General features: G+C 64.2%; 12 protein-coding genes. 8 read left to right on the forward strand and 4 right to left on the reverse strand.

From position 1 onward, the window contains the following. Nucleotides 1-4 precede the first annotated feature (4 nt). Genes VGG89_07285 through VGG89_07305 form a run of 5 tightly spaced genes read left to right on the forward strand, consistent with a single transcriptional unit; the run spans nucleotide 5 to nucleotide 7,564 of the window. Nucleotides 5-3,289, forward strand: coding sequence for a hypothetical protein (locus VGG89_07285; protein HEY1976328.1), 3,285 nt, complete (start codon nucleotides 5-7; stop codon nucleotides 3,287-3,289). Then, entirely contained in the window at nucleotides 3,286-6,369 is a 3,084-nt protein-coding gene (locus VGG89_07290) for a hypothetical protein (protein ID HEY1976329.1), read from the forward strand. The genes VGG89_07285 and VGG89_07290 overlap by 4 nt, the downstream gene beginning before the upstream one ends. 57 nt (nucleotides 6,370-6,426) lie before the next feature. Then, nucleotides 6,427-6,972, forward strand: a complete 546-nt coding sequence (locus VGG89_07295; protein ID HEY1976330.1) for a hypothetical protein — start codon at nucleotides 6,427-6,429, stop codon at nucleotides 6,970-6,972. Continuing rightward, on the forward strand, nucleotides 6,969-7,349 hold the full coding sequence (locus tag VGG89_07300) for a hypothetical protein (GenBank protein HEY1976331.1): 381 nt from the start codon (nucleotides 6,969-6,971) through the stop codon (nucleotides 7,347-7,349). The genes VGG89_07295 and VGG89_07300 overlap by 4 nt, the downstream gene beginning before the upstream one ends. A gap of 17 nt (nucleotides 7,350-7,366) precedes the next feature. Beyond that, nucleotides 7,367-7,564 (forward strand): hypothetical protein, encoded by a 198-nt coding sequence (locus tag VGG89_07305; protein ID HEY1976332.1) that lies wholly within the window; start codon nucleotides 7,367-7,369, stop codon nucleotides 7,562-7,564. On the opposite strand, the gene VGG89_07310 is transcribed toward VGG89_07305, so the two are convergent. Then, nucleotides 7,539-8,363 (reverse strand): serine hydrolase domain-containing protein, encoded by an 825-nt coding sequence (locus VGG89_07310; GenBank protein ID HEY1976333.1) that lies wholly within the window; start codon nucleotides 8,361-8,363, stop codon nucleotides 7,539-7,541. The genes VGG89_07305 and VGG89_07310 overlap by 26 nt on opposite strands. 38 nt (nucleotides 8,364-8,401) lie before the next feature. On the opposite strand from VGG89_07310, the gene VGG89_07315 reads away from it, so the two are divergent. The 3 genes from VGG89_07315 to VGG89_07325 are packed head-to-tail and all read left to right on the forward strand — an operon-like array spanning nucleotide 8,402 to nucleotide 12,268. Next, a complete protein-coding gene (locus VGG89_07315) occupies nucleotides 8,402-9,745 on the forward strand; it encodes a sugar porter family MFS transporter (GenBank protein ID HEY1976334.1) in 1,344 nt (447 codons plus the stop codon). Between the two features lies 1 nt (nucleotide 9,746). Further along, nucleotides 9,747-10,748 carry a zinc-dependent alcohol dehydrogenase family protein gene (locus VGG89_07320; GenBank protein ID HEY1976335.1) on the forward strand — a complete coding sequence of 334 codons (1,002 nt, stop codon included), beginning with the start codon at nucleotides 9,747-9,749 and terminating at the stop codon, nucleotides 10,746-10,748. Beyond that, nucleotides 10,733-12,268 carry a glycosyltransferase family 2 protein gene (locus VGG89_07325; GenBank protein HEY1976336.1) on the forward strand — a complete coding sequence of 512 codons (1,536 nt, stop codon included), beginning with the start codon at nucleotides 10,733-10,735 and terminating at the stop codon, nucleotides 12,266-12,268. The genes VGG89_07320 and VGG89_07325 overlap by 16 nt, the downstream gene beginning before the upstream one ends. On the opposite strand, the gene VGG89_07330 is transcribed toward VGG89_07325, so the two are convergent. Genes VGG89_07330 through VGG89_07340 form a run of 3 tightly spaced genes read right to left on the reverse strand, consistent with a single transcriptional unit; the run spans nucleotide 12,269 to nucleotide 16,366 of the window. Further along, a complete protein-coding gene (locus VGG89_07330) occupies nucleotides 12,269-12,697 on the reverse strand; it encodes a hypothetical protein (protein ID HEY1976337.1) in 429 nt (142 codons plus the stop codon). A 19-nt stretch (nucleotides 12,698-12,716) separates the two neighbouring features. Beyond that, nucleotides 12,717-14,291 (reverse strand): hydantoinase B/oxoprolinase family protein, encoded by a 1,575-nt coding sequence (locus VGG89_07335; protein HEY1976338.1) that lies wholly within the window; start codon nucleotides 14,289-14,291, stop codon nucleotides 12,717-12,719. Further along, nucleotides 14,288-16,366: a hydantoinase/oxoprolinase family protein gene (locus tag VGG89_07340; protein ID HEY1976339.1), complete on the reverse strand. Its 2,079-nt coding sequence runs from the start codon at nucleotides 16,364-16,366 to the stop codon at nucleotides 14,288-14,290. The genes VGG89_07335 and VGG89_07340 overlap by 4 nt, the downstream gene beginning before the upstream one ends. Between the last annotated feature and the right edge of the window lie 58 nt (nucleotides 16,367-16,424).

Below are 16,424 nucleotides of genomic sequence, written 5' to 3' on the forward strand. Positions count from 1 at the left end.
TTGATTGAACTTTGAGCACCTGCGCGCAGGAGTCGCGCAGACCGGCATTGGACCCGCGCTTCCAGGAGGCTACTTCGTGAAAATTCGCTCGCTGCTCGTAGCGGCGGCCCTGGCGGCCGTTGCCTTTTTCCCTGTCCAACCGGCATTAGCGCAGACTGCCGCATCGCCGACCCCGGCCGCCGCGCCGGCTAAGCCGGCGAAAGAACCGACGACGGGCAATCCGACGCCCTCACCGACGGCCAGTCCGACCCCCGGGCCGGCGTTTGGGAACATGCACTGGCGCGAGATCGGGCCGGCAGCAGGCGGCGGCCGCGTCTCGGCGGTTGTCGGTTCGGCGACCGATCCGAAGCTCTACTACTTCGGCGCTGCTGGCGGCGGCGTGTGGCGATCGACCAACGGTGCGCAGACCTGGGATCCGGTCTTCCAGAAAGAAGGCACCGCCTCGATCGGGGCCATCGCCATCGATCCGACGGACAATAAAACCGTTTGGGTCGCGACCGGCGAGACGAACCCGCGTAACGACGTCAGCTACGGCGACGGCGTCTACAAGTCGACCGACGGCGGCGACAAGTGGACCAACGTCGGCCTCAAAGAGACGCGCTACATTTCGAGCATCGTGGTCGACCCCCGCAACCACAATCACGTGATCGTGGGCGCGCTCGGCGATCCGTTCGCCGACAGTCACGACCGCGGCGTTTACGTCACCGACGACGGCGGCAAGACGTGGAAGCAGACGCTCTTCGTCGGGCCGCAAACCGGCGTCTCCGACATGGCCATGAGCGCGCAAGACCCCAACGTGCTGTATGCCGGCCTCTGGCAGTTCCGCCGCGTGCCGTATACGACGACCAGCGGCGGACCCGACGACGGACTGTACAAGTCGACCGACGGCGGCGCGACCTGGACGAAGCTTGCGGGCCACGGTTTACCGGCGGGAACGATGGGGCGCATCGGCGTCGCGGTCGCTCCCAGCAACGGCAACCGCGTGTACGCGATGATCGAATCGAACGAAGGCATCTTATGGCGCTCCGATGACGGCGGCGCGAACTGGACGATGGTCAGCAACGATCGCGACATTCAAGCGCGCGCGTTCTACTTCACGCACGTCGCGGTCGATCCGAAGAACCCCGACAAAGTCTACGCCGTGTCGTTTACGACGATGGCGAGCACCGACGGCGGCAAAACGTTCAAAACAATCGGCGAACAGGTGCACTCCGATTTCCACGCTATCTGGATTGCGCCCAACGATCCCGACCGCATCATGCTCGGCGAGGACGGCGGTTACGTCCTTACGCTCGACGGCGGCGACAACTGGTTCTTCTCGCTCAACGTCGCGATCGGTGAAGTCTATCGCGTCGGTTTGGGCAACGACAATCCGTATACGGTCTGCGCCGGCCTCCAAGACAACAACTTCTGGTGCGGACCGTCGAACTCGCTCGATCCCTCGGGCATTCAAAATAAGTACTGGTACGTCACAGCGGGCGGCGACGGTACGTGGGGCATTCCCGAACCCGACGACGCCAACTGGATTTGGTCGTCGTCGCAAGACGGATCGCTGCAAATCTACAATCGCGTAACGCAAGACGGCTGGTCCGCCGATCCCTATCTGCAAACCGGAAGGGAATCGTACGAGCTCGCGTCGGCGAAGTATCGCTTCAACTGGGAAGCGCCGTTCGGGTTTGCGCCGTGGCGTGCGCCCGGCAATAAAGTCATCGGACTCTACGGCGGCAACGTCGTCTTCCAAACGACCGATCGCGGCAAATCGTGGACCGTCATCAGCCCGGATTTAACGCGCAACGAAAAGTCACATCAAATTCCCGCGGGCGGTCCCATCACCAAGGACATCTCCGGCGCCGAATACACCGGCACGCTGCTCGACATCGAGGGCTCGACCTTGCACAAGGGCGAGATCTGGACCGGCAGCGACGACGGCTTGATTCACGTCACGCTCGACGGTGGCAAACACTGGAGCGACGTGACGCCGGCCGGCGCACCGCACGACGGACGCTGGGAAACCGTCGCGCCGTCGACGCTTACCGACGGCACCACCTACGCGACCAGCGACGCGCACTTCTCCGGAGACAGCGCGCCGTACGTGTACGTCACGCACGACTTCGGCAAGCACTGGAGTAAGATCACCGACGGGCTGCCGGCCGATCAATGGGCGCGTACGGTGCGTCCCGATACGCGCGATCGCAATCTCGTCTATCTCGGTACCGAAGAGGGCATCTGGATTTCGTTCGACGGCGGACGCACGTGGCAGTCGTTCAAGAACGATCTGCCGACCGTCTCCGTACACGACATCCGTATCCAGCCGCAGACCGACGACATGGTCATTGCGACGCACGGGCGCGCCGTCTATATCATGGACGATATCCGTCCGGTGCAAGAGCTGCAGCAGGCGATCGGACGCGGTACGTGGCTGTTCACGCCGCGCACCAGCTACGAATGGACGATGCACGAGAACGACGAGGGAACCTACACGAACTACGCGGCAGACAATCCGCCGAACGGCGTGATGATTTTCTTCTATCAAAAGGAGAAGCAGAAGGGGAATCCGTCGCTCGAAATTCTCGATTCGCGCGGACGCGTGATTCGCAGCGTCTCGGGATCGCATAAGATCCACGGAAAAGATATCCCGTACATCACCAACAAGGTTGGTCTCAACCGCTACGTCTGGGACTTCACGGTCAACGGTCCGGTGGCGTGGACCGGTCAAACCAATCAGCTCTTCGCCGATTTCATTCAGAATAACGGGCCCGGCGCCGTCCCCGGCGAGTACTCGGTCCGCATGACCTTGGGCGGTCACACGTACGTGCAGCACTTTAGCGTGAAGCCCGATCCGCGCTCGCAGTTCACGATGGCGGATTACAAGCAGAGCTACGACGAGGCGATGCGTCAGATGGGGCATTACTCGACCGTAGCGACGATGCTCAACAATCTCGACAGTCTCAAGAAGTCTCTCGCGACGGCGAGCGACGCGGCGAAGAAAGCCAACGACAACGCGCTCGTGACGAAGCTTGGCGACCTGGAGACTTCGCGAGCCGCGCTATCCGCCACGTTGGGCACGGACACTCAAGGCGAAGGTACGCTGCAAGAGAACGCGCTCTACCAAGACCTGCAGACGGCGTTCTTCAGCGCCCAAGGCCTCAACACGCCGCCGGTGCTCAACTATATCAAGCGCGTCGGCGTCGAATATCGTGCCGGCGTAGACCGTTATAACGCGTTCGCGCGTTCCGTCAAAGCGGCGAACGTACCTAAGGTATCTCTCGAAGAGGTACAGGCTCGATGATCCCGGTCGTCGCAGCAGTCACCCTGTCGACGGCCCTCAAAAACCTCACGTGGCGCTCGATCGGTCCGGCACTGGCCGGCGGTCGAGTCGCCGCGGTGGCGGGTACGCCGCAAGACGACCGGCTCTATTACATCGGCAGCGCCGGAGGCGGCGTTTGGAAAACGATCAACGGCGGCGCGACGTGGGACCCGGTCTTCGAAAAACAAGACGTCTCCGCGATCGGTGCCGTGGCAATCGATCCCACCGACGAAAACGTCGTGTGGGCCGGCACCGGTGAAGCCAATCCGCGTAACGACGTCAGTTACGGCAACGGCCTTTACAAATCGACCGACGGTGCGAAGACGTGGACGCGCGTCGGATTAAACGGCGTGTGGAGTATCTCGCGGATCGTCGTCGATCCGAAGAATCCCAAGCACGTCGTTGCCGGCGGCTTCGGCGATCCGTTCAAAGATTCGACCGAACGCGGCGTCTACGTGACGTTCGACGGCGGAAAATCGTGGAGCAAGACGCTCTACGTCGGTCCGTCGACCGGCGCCAGCGATCTGGCGATGGATCCCAAGCATCCCAACGTCGTGTACGCCGGCATGTGGCAGTTCCGGCGCGTTCCGTGGAACTTTTCGAGCGGCGGCCCCGACGACGGACTCTACAAATCGACCGACGGCGGCAAAACCTGGAAGCGGCTGACCGGTAACGGTTTGCCCGAGGGGTACACGGGGCGCATCGGTTTGGCGATTGCGCCGAGCCGCCCGAACCGCGTCTTTGCACTGATCGAAGCCAAGGGCGGAATCCTGTGGCGTTCCGACGACGCGGGCGCGCACTGGACGATGGTCAGCAGCGACACGCTGGTCGATCAACGGCCGTTCTACTTTTCGCACATCGACGTCGACCCGAAGGACCCCAATCACGTTTTTGCCGTTTCGGAGATGCTCGCCGAGAGCAAAGACGGCGGCAAGAAGTTCAAAGAGATCGCGAAGGAAGTCCACGTCGATTATCACGCGATTTGGATCGCACCCAACGATCCCAAGCGCATCATCGTCGGAGAAGACGGCGGCTATGCGCTCACGCGGGATCTCGAGCACTGGTCGTTCGCGCGCAACTTGACGATCGGGCAGATCTATCACGTCGGACTGTCGAACGAAAATCCGTATCAGGTTTGCGCGGCGCTGCAGGACAATAACGGTTTCTGCGGCCCGTCGAACTCACTCGACGGCGACGGCATTCTCAACCGTCACTGGATCGACGTGATCGGCGGCGACGGTGAATGGACCGTGCCCGATCCCGCCGATACGCGCTACGTGTGGGCCGACCTCGAAGACGGGTTGGTTTCCGTCTTCGATCGCCAGAGCCAGACGTTCCACTTCGTGCGTCCGTACGACGCGTTTCCGGGCAGCTTCGTCGGACCGTTCGATCTGAGCAAATCGGCGTATCGTTTCAACTGGGATTCGCCGATCGCGTTTGCGCCGTGGGATCCGAAGACCACGTGGTACGGCGGCAACGTCGTGTTCCAGACGACCGACAAAGGACAAACGTGGACGCCGATCAGCCCGGATCTCACCCGCAACGATAAGTCGCATCAGCAGCCCACCGGCGGACCGCTCGCCAAAGACGTTTCGGGCGCGGAGTACTCCGATACGATCTTGGACATCGAGGGCTCGCAAATCAACAAGGGCGAGATTTGGGTCGGCACCGACGACGGGGTCGTGCAAATGACGCGCGACGGCGGCGAGCACTGGACCAACGTCACGCCGCCGGGCACCCCGCAGTACGCGCGCATCCCGACGGCCGCACCGTCGACCCTGGTCGCGGGTACCGCTTACGTGACGGCCGACGATCATCGCATGGGCGACTACGCACCGTACGCGTTCGTCACGCACGACTACGGTAAAACGTGGGCGAAGATCGTCAGCGGTTTCCCGAACGACCAGTACGTGCGCACCGTCCGGTCCGATATCCGCAATCAAAATCTGCTCTTTGCCGGTACGGAGAACGGCATGTGGGTTTCGGTCGACGGCGGATCGAGCTGGCAAGACATGCGCTTGAATCTGCCGCACGTCAGCGTGCGCGACATCCGATTCCAGCCGCAGTTCGACGACATGGTCATCGCGACGCACGGCCGCGACGTCTGGATCCTCGACGACATCGCGTCGATTCAGGATCTCGGCAACGCCGAACGTTCCGGCGAGTACCTGTTCGAGCCGCGCACCGGCTACGAGTACCATTATTTCTCCAGCTCCGGAAACGAAGGCACGTATACCGAGTTCTCCGGTGAGAATCCGCCGCGCGGCGCGGTCATCGATTACTACCAGGCGGGCGCACAAAAGACGGCGCCCAAACTCGAGATCGTCGATGCGGCCGGCAAAGCCGTTCGCACCTTCGAAGGCACGCACGAGATCGAGGTCAAGGGAAAAAAGACGAAGGAGCCGTGGGTTTCCAACAAGGCCGGCGTCAATCGCTTCCTATGGAACTTCACCGAAGATCCGCCCACGAAGTGGCTCGGCGCGGCGCGCGAGGAGTATCAAGGACCCAAGAGCGGCCCGGCGGTCGTTCCCGGAACCTACACGGTGCGTTTGACCTTGGCCGGTAAAACGCTCGAACGGCAGTTGACGGTCAAGTCCGACCCGCGCTTCGACTGGACGCAAGCCCAGTATCAAGCCGGATACGATTACGCCAAGAAATACTCGACGATCTACGGCAAGATCGACGAGGCGCTCAACAACCTCGACGCCATTCGTAAGTCGCTCGATTCCGTCAAGGCGAGCGGCGCGCTCGCGGCACAAGTGAAGTCGTTACGCGACGCGTGGCAGCCGATCTTCGATGCGTTCACGGCAAACTATCACAACGACGAAGACTCGATTCAGCGCGGCGGATCGCTGCGCGAATCCGTGCCGGGCTCCGGATTCGGCGGCGTGCAATGGCCGCCGACCGCCGCGCAGCTCGACTACTCCAAACGCTTCGACGACGCGTACAACAGCGCGATGACCAACTACAACTCGTACGTAACGACTCTGCAGAAGCTCGACGGCGCGCTCAAGGCGGCGGGGCTCAAACCGATCGAAGGAGCGCGGCCGCTTACACCATAGGCGTGCCTACGCTCGCCTTGCCGCCCCGCGCGTTAACGTATGGGTATATCCGCCCGTATGTTAACCATCTACTATGTCGTCGCCGCGATCGTCGCAATCGCGATCGTCGTGGCGATCGTATACGCTATACGAGCCGCTCGCTCGCGCGAGCTCGTAAAGCGCTTCGGGCCTGAATACGAGCGTACGCTTCGCGAACGCGGTGATCGGGCTGAGGCCGAACGCGAGTTGGCCACTCGCCAGGCGCGCGTGCGCAAGTTCCATATCGAGGAACTCCCGGCGGGCGCCAAAGACCGGTACGTGGAGGAATGGCGGACGGTTCAGACGCGTTTCGTCGACGAGCCGCGCGCGGCCGTCGTCGACGCCGATCACCTGGTCGTAGCCGTGATGCGCGACCGGGGGTATCCCATGGAAAACTTCGAGCAGCGGGCGGCGGACATTTCGCCCGATCATCCCCATGTGGTCGAAGACTATCGCGTCGCGCACGGCATCGCCGCGCGCAGCGAGCGCGGTGAGGTTTCAACCGAAGATCTGCGCCAAGCCATGCAGCATTACCACACCCTTTTCGACGAACTCCTCGGCGCCGAGGAAAGGAGAACTTCATGAACGATCGTACCGATCGCGACGATAGCATCGACGTTCGCGAACGTTCGGTTCGCGACACCGTCGAACCACGCGACACCGCCCAGTCACGCGACACCGCCGAGTCACGCGAAACCGAAAGCTTCCTCCCGCCCGATCGTATGGAAGAGTTTCGCGAGCGCTGGGACGACATCCAGGCCGGATTTGTCGATGACCCGCGTAACTCGGTGCAGAAGGCGCACGGACTGGTAAGCTCGCTCGTCAACGATCTCAACGATGTCTTCACGCGGGAGCGGTCCGGATTAGAGAGCCAATGGAACCGCGGCGAAGAGGCGGACACCGAGAACCTGCGCGTCGCGCTTCGGCGCTATCGCGCGTTCTTCAATCGACTATTGCGTTAGCGGGTATAACGTGATGCATGTGGGGAATCACGATTTTCGGTCTCGTCGTCGTCATCGTCGCGATCGTCGTCATTGCAGCGATCGGCGCGGCGCGGCTCGGCCGGCGCTCCAGTCCCAGTGCCATCAGAGATGAAACCGAACGAGAGCTCGGCGTCCGCGAGACGACCTTAGGTGAAGAAGAGAGCCCGCTCAAGCGTCCGAAAACAGGCGCTTGAGCAGCGGCTCGTGTTTGTACGAAGCGCTCTTGCCGAAGTGCACCGCCACGACGTCGTGCGACGGCACCACGTAGAGCGCCTGACCGCCGGATCCGCTCGCATAGAACAGATCGTCGGGCGCCCCGGGCGCGCGTAACCACCAGCCCAGTCCGTAACGCGCGTTTGCCTTTGATCCGGCAAAGCACTGCGCAAGGGTCGCGCGTTGGGTCAGCACGAATTTTCCGTACGCGAGCCAATCACGCACCGACAGCGACGCGCCGGTAGGAAGCGGCTGCGTTCCGTCGGCGAGCTTTCGCCACGACGCGATGCGGACGCCGGCCGGTTCGAGCACGCGCGTCTGCAGATACTCGTGCGGCGTCTTCGGCGAAAGTTTCTGCGCGAGCACGGCGCCGAAGACTTGAAGCGGAATGCCGCCGTACGTAAACGTCGTTCCAGGCTCGTTCTTGAGCTCCATACCGAGGGCCCGCGAATAGGGGGGCACCGCGCTGCCCAATCCGCCGAAACCGAAACCCGACGTGAGCGAAAGCAGCATGCGCAGGCTAACGCGGCGCTTCCACGGATCGTCGCGCCAGACGGGAATCGTGTCGGCGACGAGCTCGTCGAGCTGCAGCAGGCCGTCGCGCTGCGCGTAGATCGCGGCAACGCCCCAGAAACTCTTCGTTCCGCTGTATAACCGATGCGCGTCGTCGGCGCGAAATCCGCTGCCGTACTCCTGCGCCAGCGTCTCCTCGCCGCGCACCACGCTGAAGGCCTCCAGCGCGTGCTTACGCGCGTAGTCACGTGCCGCTTCGACGTTCATGGCAGGGGCGTTCGAGGCGCGGCCACAACTCCGCCTTCATGAGGCCATTCGTCTTTTTGGTCGCGTCTGTAGGTGCGCTCGGCGGATTGCTCTTCGGCTACGACACCGGCGTGATTTCGGGCGCCATTCTCTTCATCAATCGAGACTTCGCGCTGCCCACACAGCTGCAAGAGTTCACCATCAGCGTCGTGCTGATCGGGTGTATCGCCGGTGCGGCCGCGGCCGGCTGGCTGGCCGATCGCGTCGGGCGTCGCCGCACGCTTTTGCTCGCCGGAGTGATCTTCATTCTCGGCGCGCTCATATCGGCGCTTACGCCCGACGAGACCATCTTGCTCGTGGGTCGTTTCGTCGTCGGCCTTGGTATCGGATTCAGCTCGGTGGTTGCGCCGCTCTATATCTCCGAAGTAGCGCCGAAGGACGTGCGCGGCGCGCTCGTCTCGCTTTACCAGTTTGCCATCACCATCGGAATTCTCGGGGCGTACGTCGTCGATTACGCGTTGGCTCTCAGCGGCAACTGGCGGCTGATGCTCGGAATCGCAATCGTCCCCTCGCTGGTGCTCGTCATCGGCATGTTCGTGATGCCCGAGACCGCGCGCTATCTTTTCAAAATTGGGCGCGACGCGGCTGCGCGCGACGAGCTCTCGCGCATGTACGGCGCGGGCGACGGACCGGCGGAAGAAGAGAAGTCGATTCGGGAAAGCTTGGCGTTGGAGGGCGGCGGCAAACTGAGCGATCTCTTTAGCACGCGCGGGGTTCGCCTCGCGCTCTTCATCGGCGTGACGCTGGCCGTGCTGCAGCAAGTCACCGGCATCAATACCGTCATTTACTATGGCCCGCAGATCTTCCAGCTGGCGGGAATCTCTTCGAACTCGGCGTCGATTCTTGCCGAAACGCTGGTCGGTACCGTGAACTGCCTGTCGACCTTGATTGCAATTTTCTTCGTCGACCGGATCGGTCGCAAGCCACTGTTATACGCCGGCGTTAGCGGCATGTTCGTGGGACTTGCCGCACTGGCGTACGCGTTCGCGCAGCCGCGCCTCTCCGGCTCCCTCAGCACGATCGCACTGTTCAGCATGATGCTCTACGTGGGCTGCTTCGCGTTTTCTCTGGGGCCGATTCTCTGGCTGCTCATCTCCGAAATCTTCCCGCTGCGGCTGCGCGGGCTCGGCATGTCGGTCTCGACCTTGGCGAATTGGGTAGGAAACTTCGTCGTCTCTCAGTTCTTCCTCACCATGCTTGCCAAGCTCGGAACGTCTTTGACTTTTGCGACGTATGCGGTGTTGTGCCTCGTAACGATTTTCTTCGTGCGTACGACCGTGCCCGAGACAAAGCAAGAGCTGCTCGAGCAAGTCAGCTTCAACGTAGCCTCCGAGGCCGGATAAAATGCTGGCGGCCGTGCGGCGCGCGGGCGACGCGCGCGGCCGCCTAGCGCTCGACGAAATCGCACCCCCGCAGCCGGGCGCGGGCGAAGTGCTCCTGCGCGTCCGCGCGTGCGGCGTCTGCCGGACCGATCTCCATATCGTCGACGAAGAGCTGCCGCCGCACCGCGACCGCGTCGTGCCGGGACATCAAATCGTGGGCGAAATCGCCGCGGCCGGCGACGGTGTCGACCGGTCGCGTATCGGCGAGCGCGTCGGCGTGTCGTGGTTGGGCGGTACCGACGGAACGTGCGCGCAATGCCGCGCGGGGCGCGAGAATCTCTGCGACGCGCCGGTCTACACCGGATACGATCGAGACGGAGGATACGCGGAGTACGCCTGCGCGCGGGCGGATTTCACCGTGCCGCTTCCGCCGCAGATGGACGACGCGGACGTCGCGCCGCTGCTATGCGCGGGCATCATCGGTTTTCGCGCGCTGCGCGTTGCCGGCGTCGAGCCCGGCGAGCGGGTCGGGCTCTTCGGCTTCGGCGCGTCGGCACACTTGGCGCTGCAAGTGCTGCGCGCGTGGGACTGCCAAGCGTATGTCTCGACGCGCGGCGCGGAACACCGTGCCTTCGCGCAGCGATTGGGCGTCGCGTGGGTGGGCGACGCGACCGAAAGGCCGCCCGTCGCGCTCGATCGCGCCGTAACGTTCGCCCCAAGCGGCGACGTCGTCGTCGCGGCCCTGGCGTCGCTGCGTAAAGGCGGCGTCGTCGCAATCAACGCGATCCACCTCGATCGAATGCCGCAGTTCGATTACGATTCGCTGCTCTGGGGCGAACGGCAGATTCGCAGCGTGACGAACATGACGCGCACGGACGCGCGCGACTTCATCGAGCTTGCCGCTCGAGCGAACGTCCGCGCGCAGACGACGGTCTTTCCGCTCCACGCCGTCCAATCGGCGCTCGACGCCGTGCGCGGCGACGCCATCGACGGAGCCGCGGTGGTGCGATGCAACCTCAACTAAGCGTCGTCGTTCCCGTCTACAACAACTGGTGGATGACTGCACGTCTGCTCGCCGAGCTCGACCGGTTGCGCGACGCGGTCCCCTTCGAAACCGTCGTCGTCGACAATGCCTCGACCGACGAGACGCAAACCGAAATCGCGCGCTACGCATGGGTGCGTTACGTGCGCAACGCGACGAATCTCAACTTCGCCGGTGCCTGCAACGCCGGTGCGCGCGCCGCGCAAGCGCCGCTGACCTTGTTTCTCAACAACGACGCGTATCCGCTCGGCGACGCTCTAAGCCCGCTGGTTCGCGCGTTCGATCGCGAAGAGGTCGCGATCGCCGGCGGCGCGCTGTTCTTCGAAGACGGCGTGACGCAGTGCGCGGGGTTCGTCGTTCTGCCCAACGCGCACTGGCACTACTCGTACCGAAATCTGCCGCCCGACCTGCCGGGGGTAACGCAGTCGCGCGCCGCCGCCGGTGTGTCCGGCGCCGCCATGGCCGTGCGCACGCAATGGTTCCTCGACGCCGGCGGATTCGACGAATCGTTCGTCAACGGTTTTGAAGACGTCGATCTCTGCCTGCGCGCGCGCGAAGCCGGGAACGCGATTCATTACGTCGCCGAGTCGCGATTTGCGCACTACGAGGGCGCGTCGGAGGGACGCTACGATCGCGAGACGCAGAACGAGCGGCGCTTTTACGAACGCTGGTCGAAAGCGTTTGCGAGTATTCCGCGGATTGCGCGCGGCAACGCCGGCGCGATATCGATCGACGTGCCGTCGAACGCGTCGAAGTGGAGCACCGCCGCGCTCGGCGATCTCGAAACGGCTTTGGGATCGTTCGGACATCCGGTCGTGCGCGGCGGCATCAAGCCGTGGCAGTTGATCGACGACCGCTTTCGGCGCGCGGCGACGCTCTGCTGGTTCGGCGCCAAAGCACCCAGCGGTGCGGCCGTCGCGATGGAGCGCACTTTTGGCGGTGCGGAGATGCGCGTTCGCGGTGCGATCGAGCTGAACGTGCCGTGGCTGCCGTGCGCGGCCCCCGAGCGCGCGGACGCGATTCCGCTGCGCCGTTCGGCCGATCCCGATTGCCGGCGGGTCGCCGTTGCCGGCGCGAACCGGGGCGAGTTTGCCCAAGGGCTACGGGATTGCGAAATTATCGACGTGCCCGACGGACGATTTCCGCACGCGGAAGTTGCGTGCGTTATCGTGGCCGGCTTTACCGACGAGGCCGCGTTCGGCAACGTCGCGCTCGCTCAGACCGGACTGCCCACGGTCGTGATCGCGGATCGTGGAATGGAGCGCCTCTACGCAGCCGACGTTACGGTCGCCGTCGGGCGCGGCGGTTTATCCGAAGCCGTGGCGCGCTTTACTTCGAGCGTCGAGGAACGCGAGCGCTTCGGACGGCTGCTGCGCGCGGATGCTGTGCGCCGGTTCAACCCGCGCCGCACCGCGATTCGTGTGGTCGACTTGCTTTGTGCGGCGCGCTTCGGACTGGAGCGATCCGCGCCCGCCAAAACCAACGCGCCGATACGACTGTGATTAGTGCGAGCTTTCCTTCGAGCCGATTTCCACGAAGCGCTTCGTGAGAATCACGAGGCCGAGCATCTGCACCCATTCCGACACGATGTTGCCGGTGACTTGACCCCATTTGCTATTTGAATCCTGATGCGCGTACAGGAGCGCCCATCCAACGCCGGTGATGACGAGCACGAGCGACAGCGAGTGATCGTAGAGCAACTGATGCCACTTGTCGCGCTTGGGCGGCGGCTTCTTGCTTTCGCTGGAATGCCTCTCGTAGAGAAACTTCGTCAGCACGATAACGGCAGTCGAGCCGCTCCAGTCCGCGATTGCGTTTCCGAAGAACGCGCCGATATGCGTGTTCGGATTGGCGAACGAGTAGAGGACGATCCATAGCGCGAGGATACCGAGAACGATCAGACTTAGGCCGTGGCGTTTGAGAAAAGGCACACCGCCGTTGTACCCGCGGCTACACCGCGCCGTATCCGCCGCCGCCCGGCGTCTGGATGACGAGCACGTCGCCCGGCTGCAGCGGCAAGGTCGTCTTAGCCGGGATCGCGGCTTCCGCCCCGTTGCGAACGAGCGTATGGCGTCCGCACGCACCGGGTTCGCCGCCGTTGTGGCCGGGCGGCGGCAGCGTGTGCCGGTCGGCCAGCAGCGACGCTTGCGCTATGCCATCGGTCAGTTCGATCGCGCGAATCAATCCGTCGCCCCCGCGATATTTGCCCCTGCCGCCGGTTCCGGTTGCAAACTCGTAGCGTGTGACCCGCAGCGGATAGTCGCGTTCGATCGCTTCGATCGGCGTGTTGAGCGTGTTGGTCATGTGACACTGAATGCCGTCGAGACCGTCGGCGCCGGGACGCGCGCCCATGCCGCATCCGTTCGTCTCGTAAAACGCCCACGCGGTGCCGTCGGCGCGCGTGCCGCCGAGCATGACGTTGCTCATCGTGCCCCCGCTCGACGCCGGAACGCGATCGGGCGCGGCTTGCGCGAGCGCCTGCAGCACGACGTCGGCGTTGCGCGTGCTGGTTTCGACGTTGCCGCCGGATACGGCCGCGGGACGATGCGGATTGAGCAAGGTGCCTTCGGGGACGAAGACGTCGACGGGCACGAAACAGCCGTCGTTCATCGGAATCGTGGGATCGGTGACCGCGCGCAGCGCGTAATGCACGCCCGAAAGCGTCACGCCCAGCACGGCGTTGAGCGGCAGCGGCACTTGTTGCGAGGTGCCCGTATAGTCGAAACGGACGCTGCCGTCGCCGCGCAGCTCCAGCGACAGCGCGATGCGCAAAGTCGGTTCGCCGTTGCGATCTTCCAGAAAATCCGCGCTCTTGAACGTGCCGGTTCCAAGCGCGCGCAGTGCGAAGCGCATGCGCCGTTCGCTGTCGCGCAGCGCGCGTTCGACGGCCGCGTCGACGGTGACCTGGCCGTAGCGATCGTAGAGCTCGAGCAGGCGCCGTTCGCCGGTGTAGTTGCCGGCGATCTGCGCGCGCAAGTCCCCGCCGCGCGCGGCCGGCGTCCGCGAATTCGACGCAAAGAGTGCGATGGTTTCGGCGTTGGGCTCGTCGCCTTGGAGCAGCCGCAGCGGCGGAACGACCACGCCCTCGGCGAAAAGATCGGTCGCGTCGGCCGGCATCGATCCCGGCGCCGCACCGCCGACGTCGGTATGGTGCGCTTTGTTGGCGGCGTAACCGACCAGCATCCCGTGGGAGAACACCGGGCGGACGACCGTGACGTCGTTGAGATGCGTACCGGTGATGTACGGATCGTTGGCGACCCACATCTCGCCGGGCCGCATGCCGCCGTACTGCTGCTCGATGGTCTCGATCATCCGTCGCAAACCCCACGGCAGCGAGCCGAGATGAACGGGAATGTGCTCCGCTTGCGCGATCAGGCGCGCTCGCGCATCGAACAGCGCACACGAGTGATCGAGCCGCTCCTTGATGTTCGGCGAGTACGCGCTATTGCGCACCGCAATGCCCATCTCTTCGCTCGCGTACACGAGCGCGCTCTTGATAACCTCGATGGTAATCGGATCGATCACGCTCGCACCAGCACCAGCGTCTCGCGAACCTCGCACTTCCAGCGCGGCGGAACGTACGTGGTCGCATCGTACTGCTCGACGATCGCCGGTCCCTCGACGGTCTTCTGCGGCTGGAGCGCGTCGCGTTGATAGACCGGAACGTTCGCATAGGCGTCCCCGACCCAGACACGGCGCTTCACGCCGCTGTTGGTGGGATGCGCCTGCCCTTCGACTTCGCGCCCCTCGGGCGCTACGCTCAGGATGACATGCGTTGCAGAAGGCAATTTTCCGCTTCCCGTTACGCGTGCGTTGACGAGTTCGATGCGTTCGTTGGGGACGTGATAGCCGTAGCGGGCGCGATGCGCGCGATGGAAATGCGCGGCGACGTCGTCGAGCGAGGCAGCGTGCGGGATCGAGAGTTCGAAGCTTTGGCCCGCGTATCGAGCGTCGTACGTCCGTCTGAACTCGATCGTCGCCGCGTCGACGCCTTGTTCGAGCAGTTCTTCGCGGCCGCGCGCCTCCAGCGACGAACACGTTTTTTCCAGCTCGTCCAACGACGCGCCGTCGATGTCGCAGAGCAGGGGCTCGACGAAGTGCGCGGCCACGCCGGCGACCAGCAAGCCTTGCGCGGAAAAGATGCCGGGATGCGCCGGAACGAGCACGCGTGCGATGCCCAGCTCGAGTGCGAGCGCGCACGCGTGCAGCGGGCCGCCGCCGCCGTAGGCGACCAGCGTAAACTCGCGCGGATCCTCGCCGCGCTCGACGGTGACGATGCGCAGCACTTTGGCCATCTCGGCGTCGATCAACGTGACGATGCCGGCGGCCGTTGCTTCGACGCTCAACTCGAGCCGGCTCGCGAGCGCTTCGATTGCCGCGCGCGAGCGCGACGCGTCGATCGGAAACGTACCGCCGAGCAAGTGCGTTTGATGTAATCGTCCCAATACGACGTTGGCGTCGGTGACCGTGGCCTTGTCGGATCGCCCGTAACACGCGGGACCCGGATCGGCGCCCGCCGAGAGCGGACCGACGCGCAGCGAACCCGCCTCGTCGATCCACGCGATCGTCCCGCCGCCCGCGCTCACTTCGGCCAGATCGACGAACGGAAACCGTACCGGGTAGCCGCTGCCCTTGATCGCGCGGCCGCTATGCGTTCTTCCCGCCGCTTCGAACTCCGTAGCGAGCTGCACGCTGCCGTCGACGATCGTTCCCGCTTTGGCCGTGGTGCCGCCCATATCGAAGGCGAGGAGTTTTCCGTCGCCCGACGCCGTCGCCAACGCGGCGGCGGCAATCACGCCGGATGCCGGCCCGCTTTCAATCATCGCCGCGGGCGATGCGGCGACGCGCGTTGCCGAGGACATGCCGCCGTCGCTGCGCATCACGTACGGCGTTGCGGCGACGCCGCGTCGATGCAACTGCTCCGAGAGACTTTCCAAATAGCGCGCGACGATCGGTGCGAGCGCCGCGTTGACGACGGCGGTCGAGAAGCGTTCGTACTCCCGATACTCGGGATCGACCGCGGCAGAGCGCGTGATCGGAACGCCGGGAATCGCCGCAGCGATCGCTTCGGCGACGCGCCGTTCGTGTGCGTCGTTGACGTATGAGTTGAGCAGACAGACGGCCACCGCATCGGGGCGGTCCGCCGCGAGCGCCGCGCAGGTCTGCGCGAGCGACGGTTCGTCGATTGGGACGAGCACGTTGCCGCCCGCGTCGATACGTTCGACGACCGTGAAGCGATCGGCGCGCGCGGCGAGCGGCCGCGGCCGCTGCACGAACAGATCGTACACCGCGCTGCGATTCTGCCGGCCGATTTCGATGACGTCGCGAAATCCGTGCGTCGTGACCAGCGCGACGCGCGGCAGCTCGAGCCCCATTTGGCCGAGCAGGGCGTTGGTCGCTATGGTGGTCGAGTGACCGACGAACGCGACGTCGGCGCTCGTGTAGTCCTTGGCGAGCAGCTCCTCGAGCGCCGCGATCACGGCGCGCTCGGGCGCGCTGGGCGTCGACGGAACTTTCAAACGCAGCACCGCGCCGTTGCGATCGTCGATCGCGGCGAGATCCGTGAACGTTCCCCCGACGTCAATACCGACGCGAAGCATCGAGGCCCCCGTTCAATTCTTTGCATACCTTATCCCGCGGCAAAGCCTTCATCAAGGG

This window comes from Candidatus Baltobacteraceae bacterium (assembly GCA_036488875.1).
GTDB lineage: Bacteria > Vulcanimicrobiota > Vulcanimicrobiia > Vulcanimicrobiales > Vulcanimicrobiaceae > JAFAHZ01.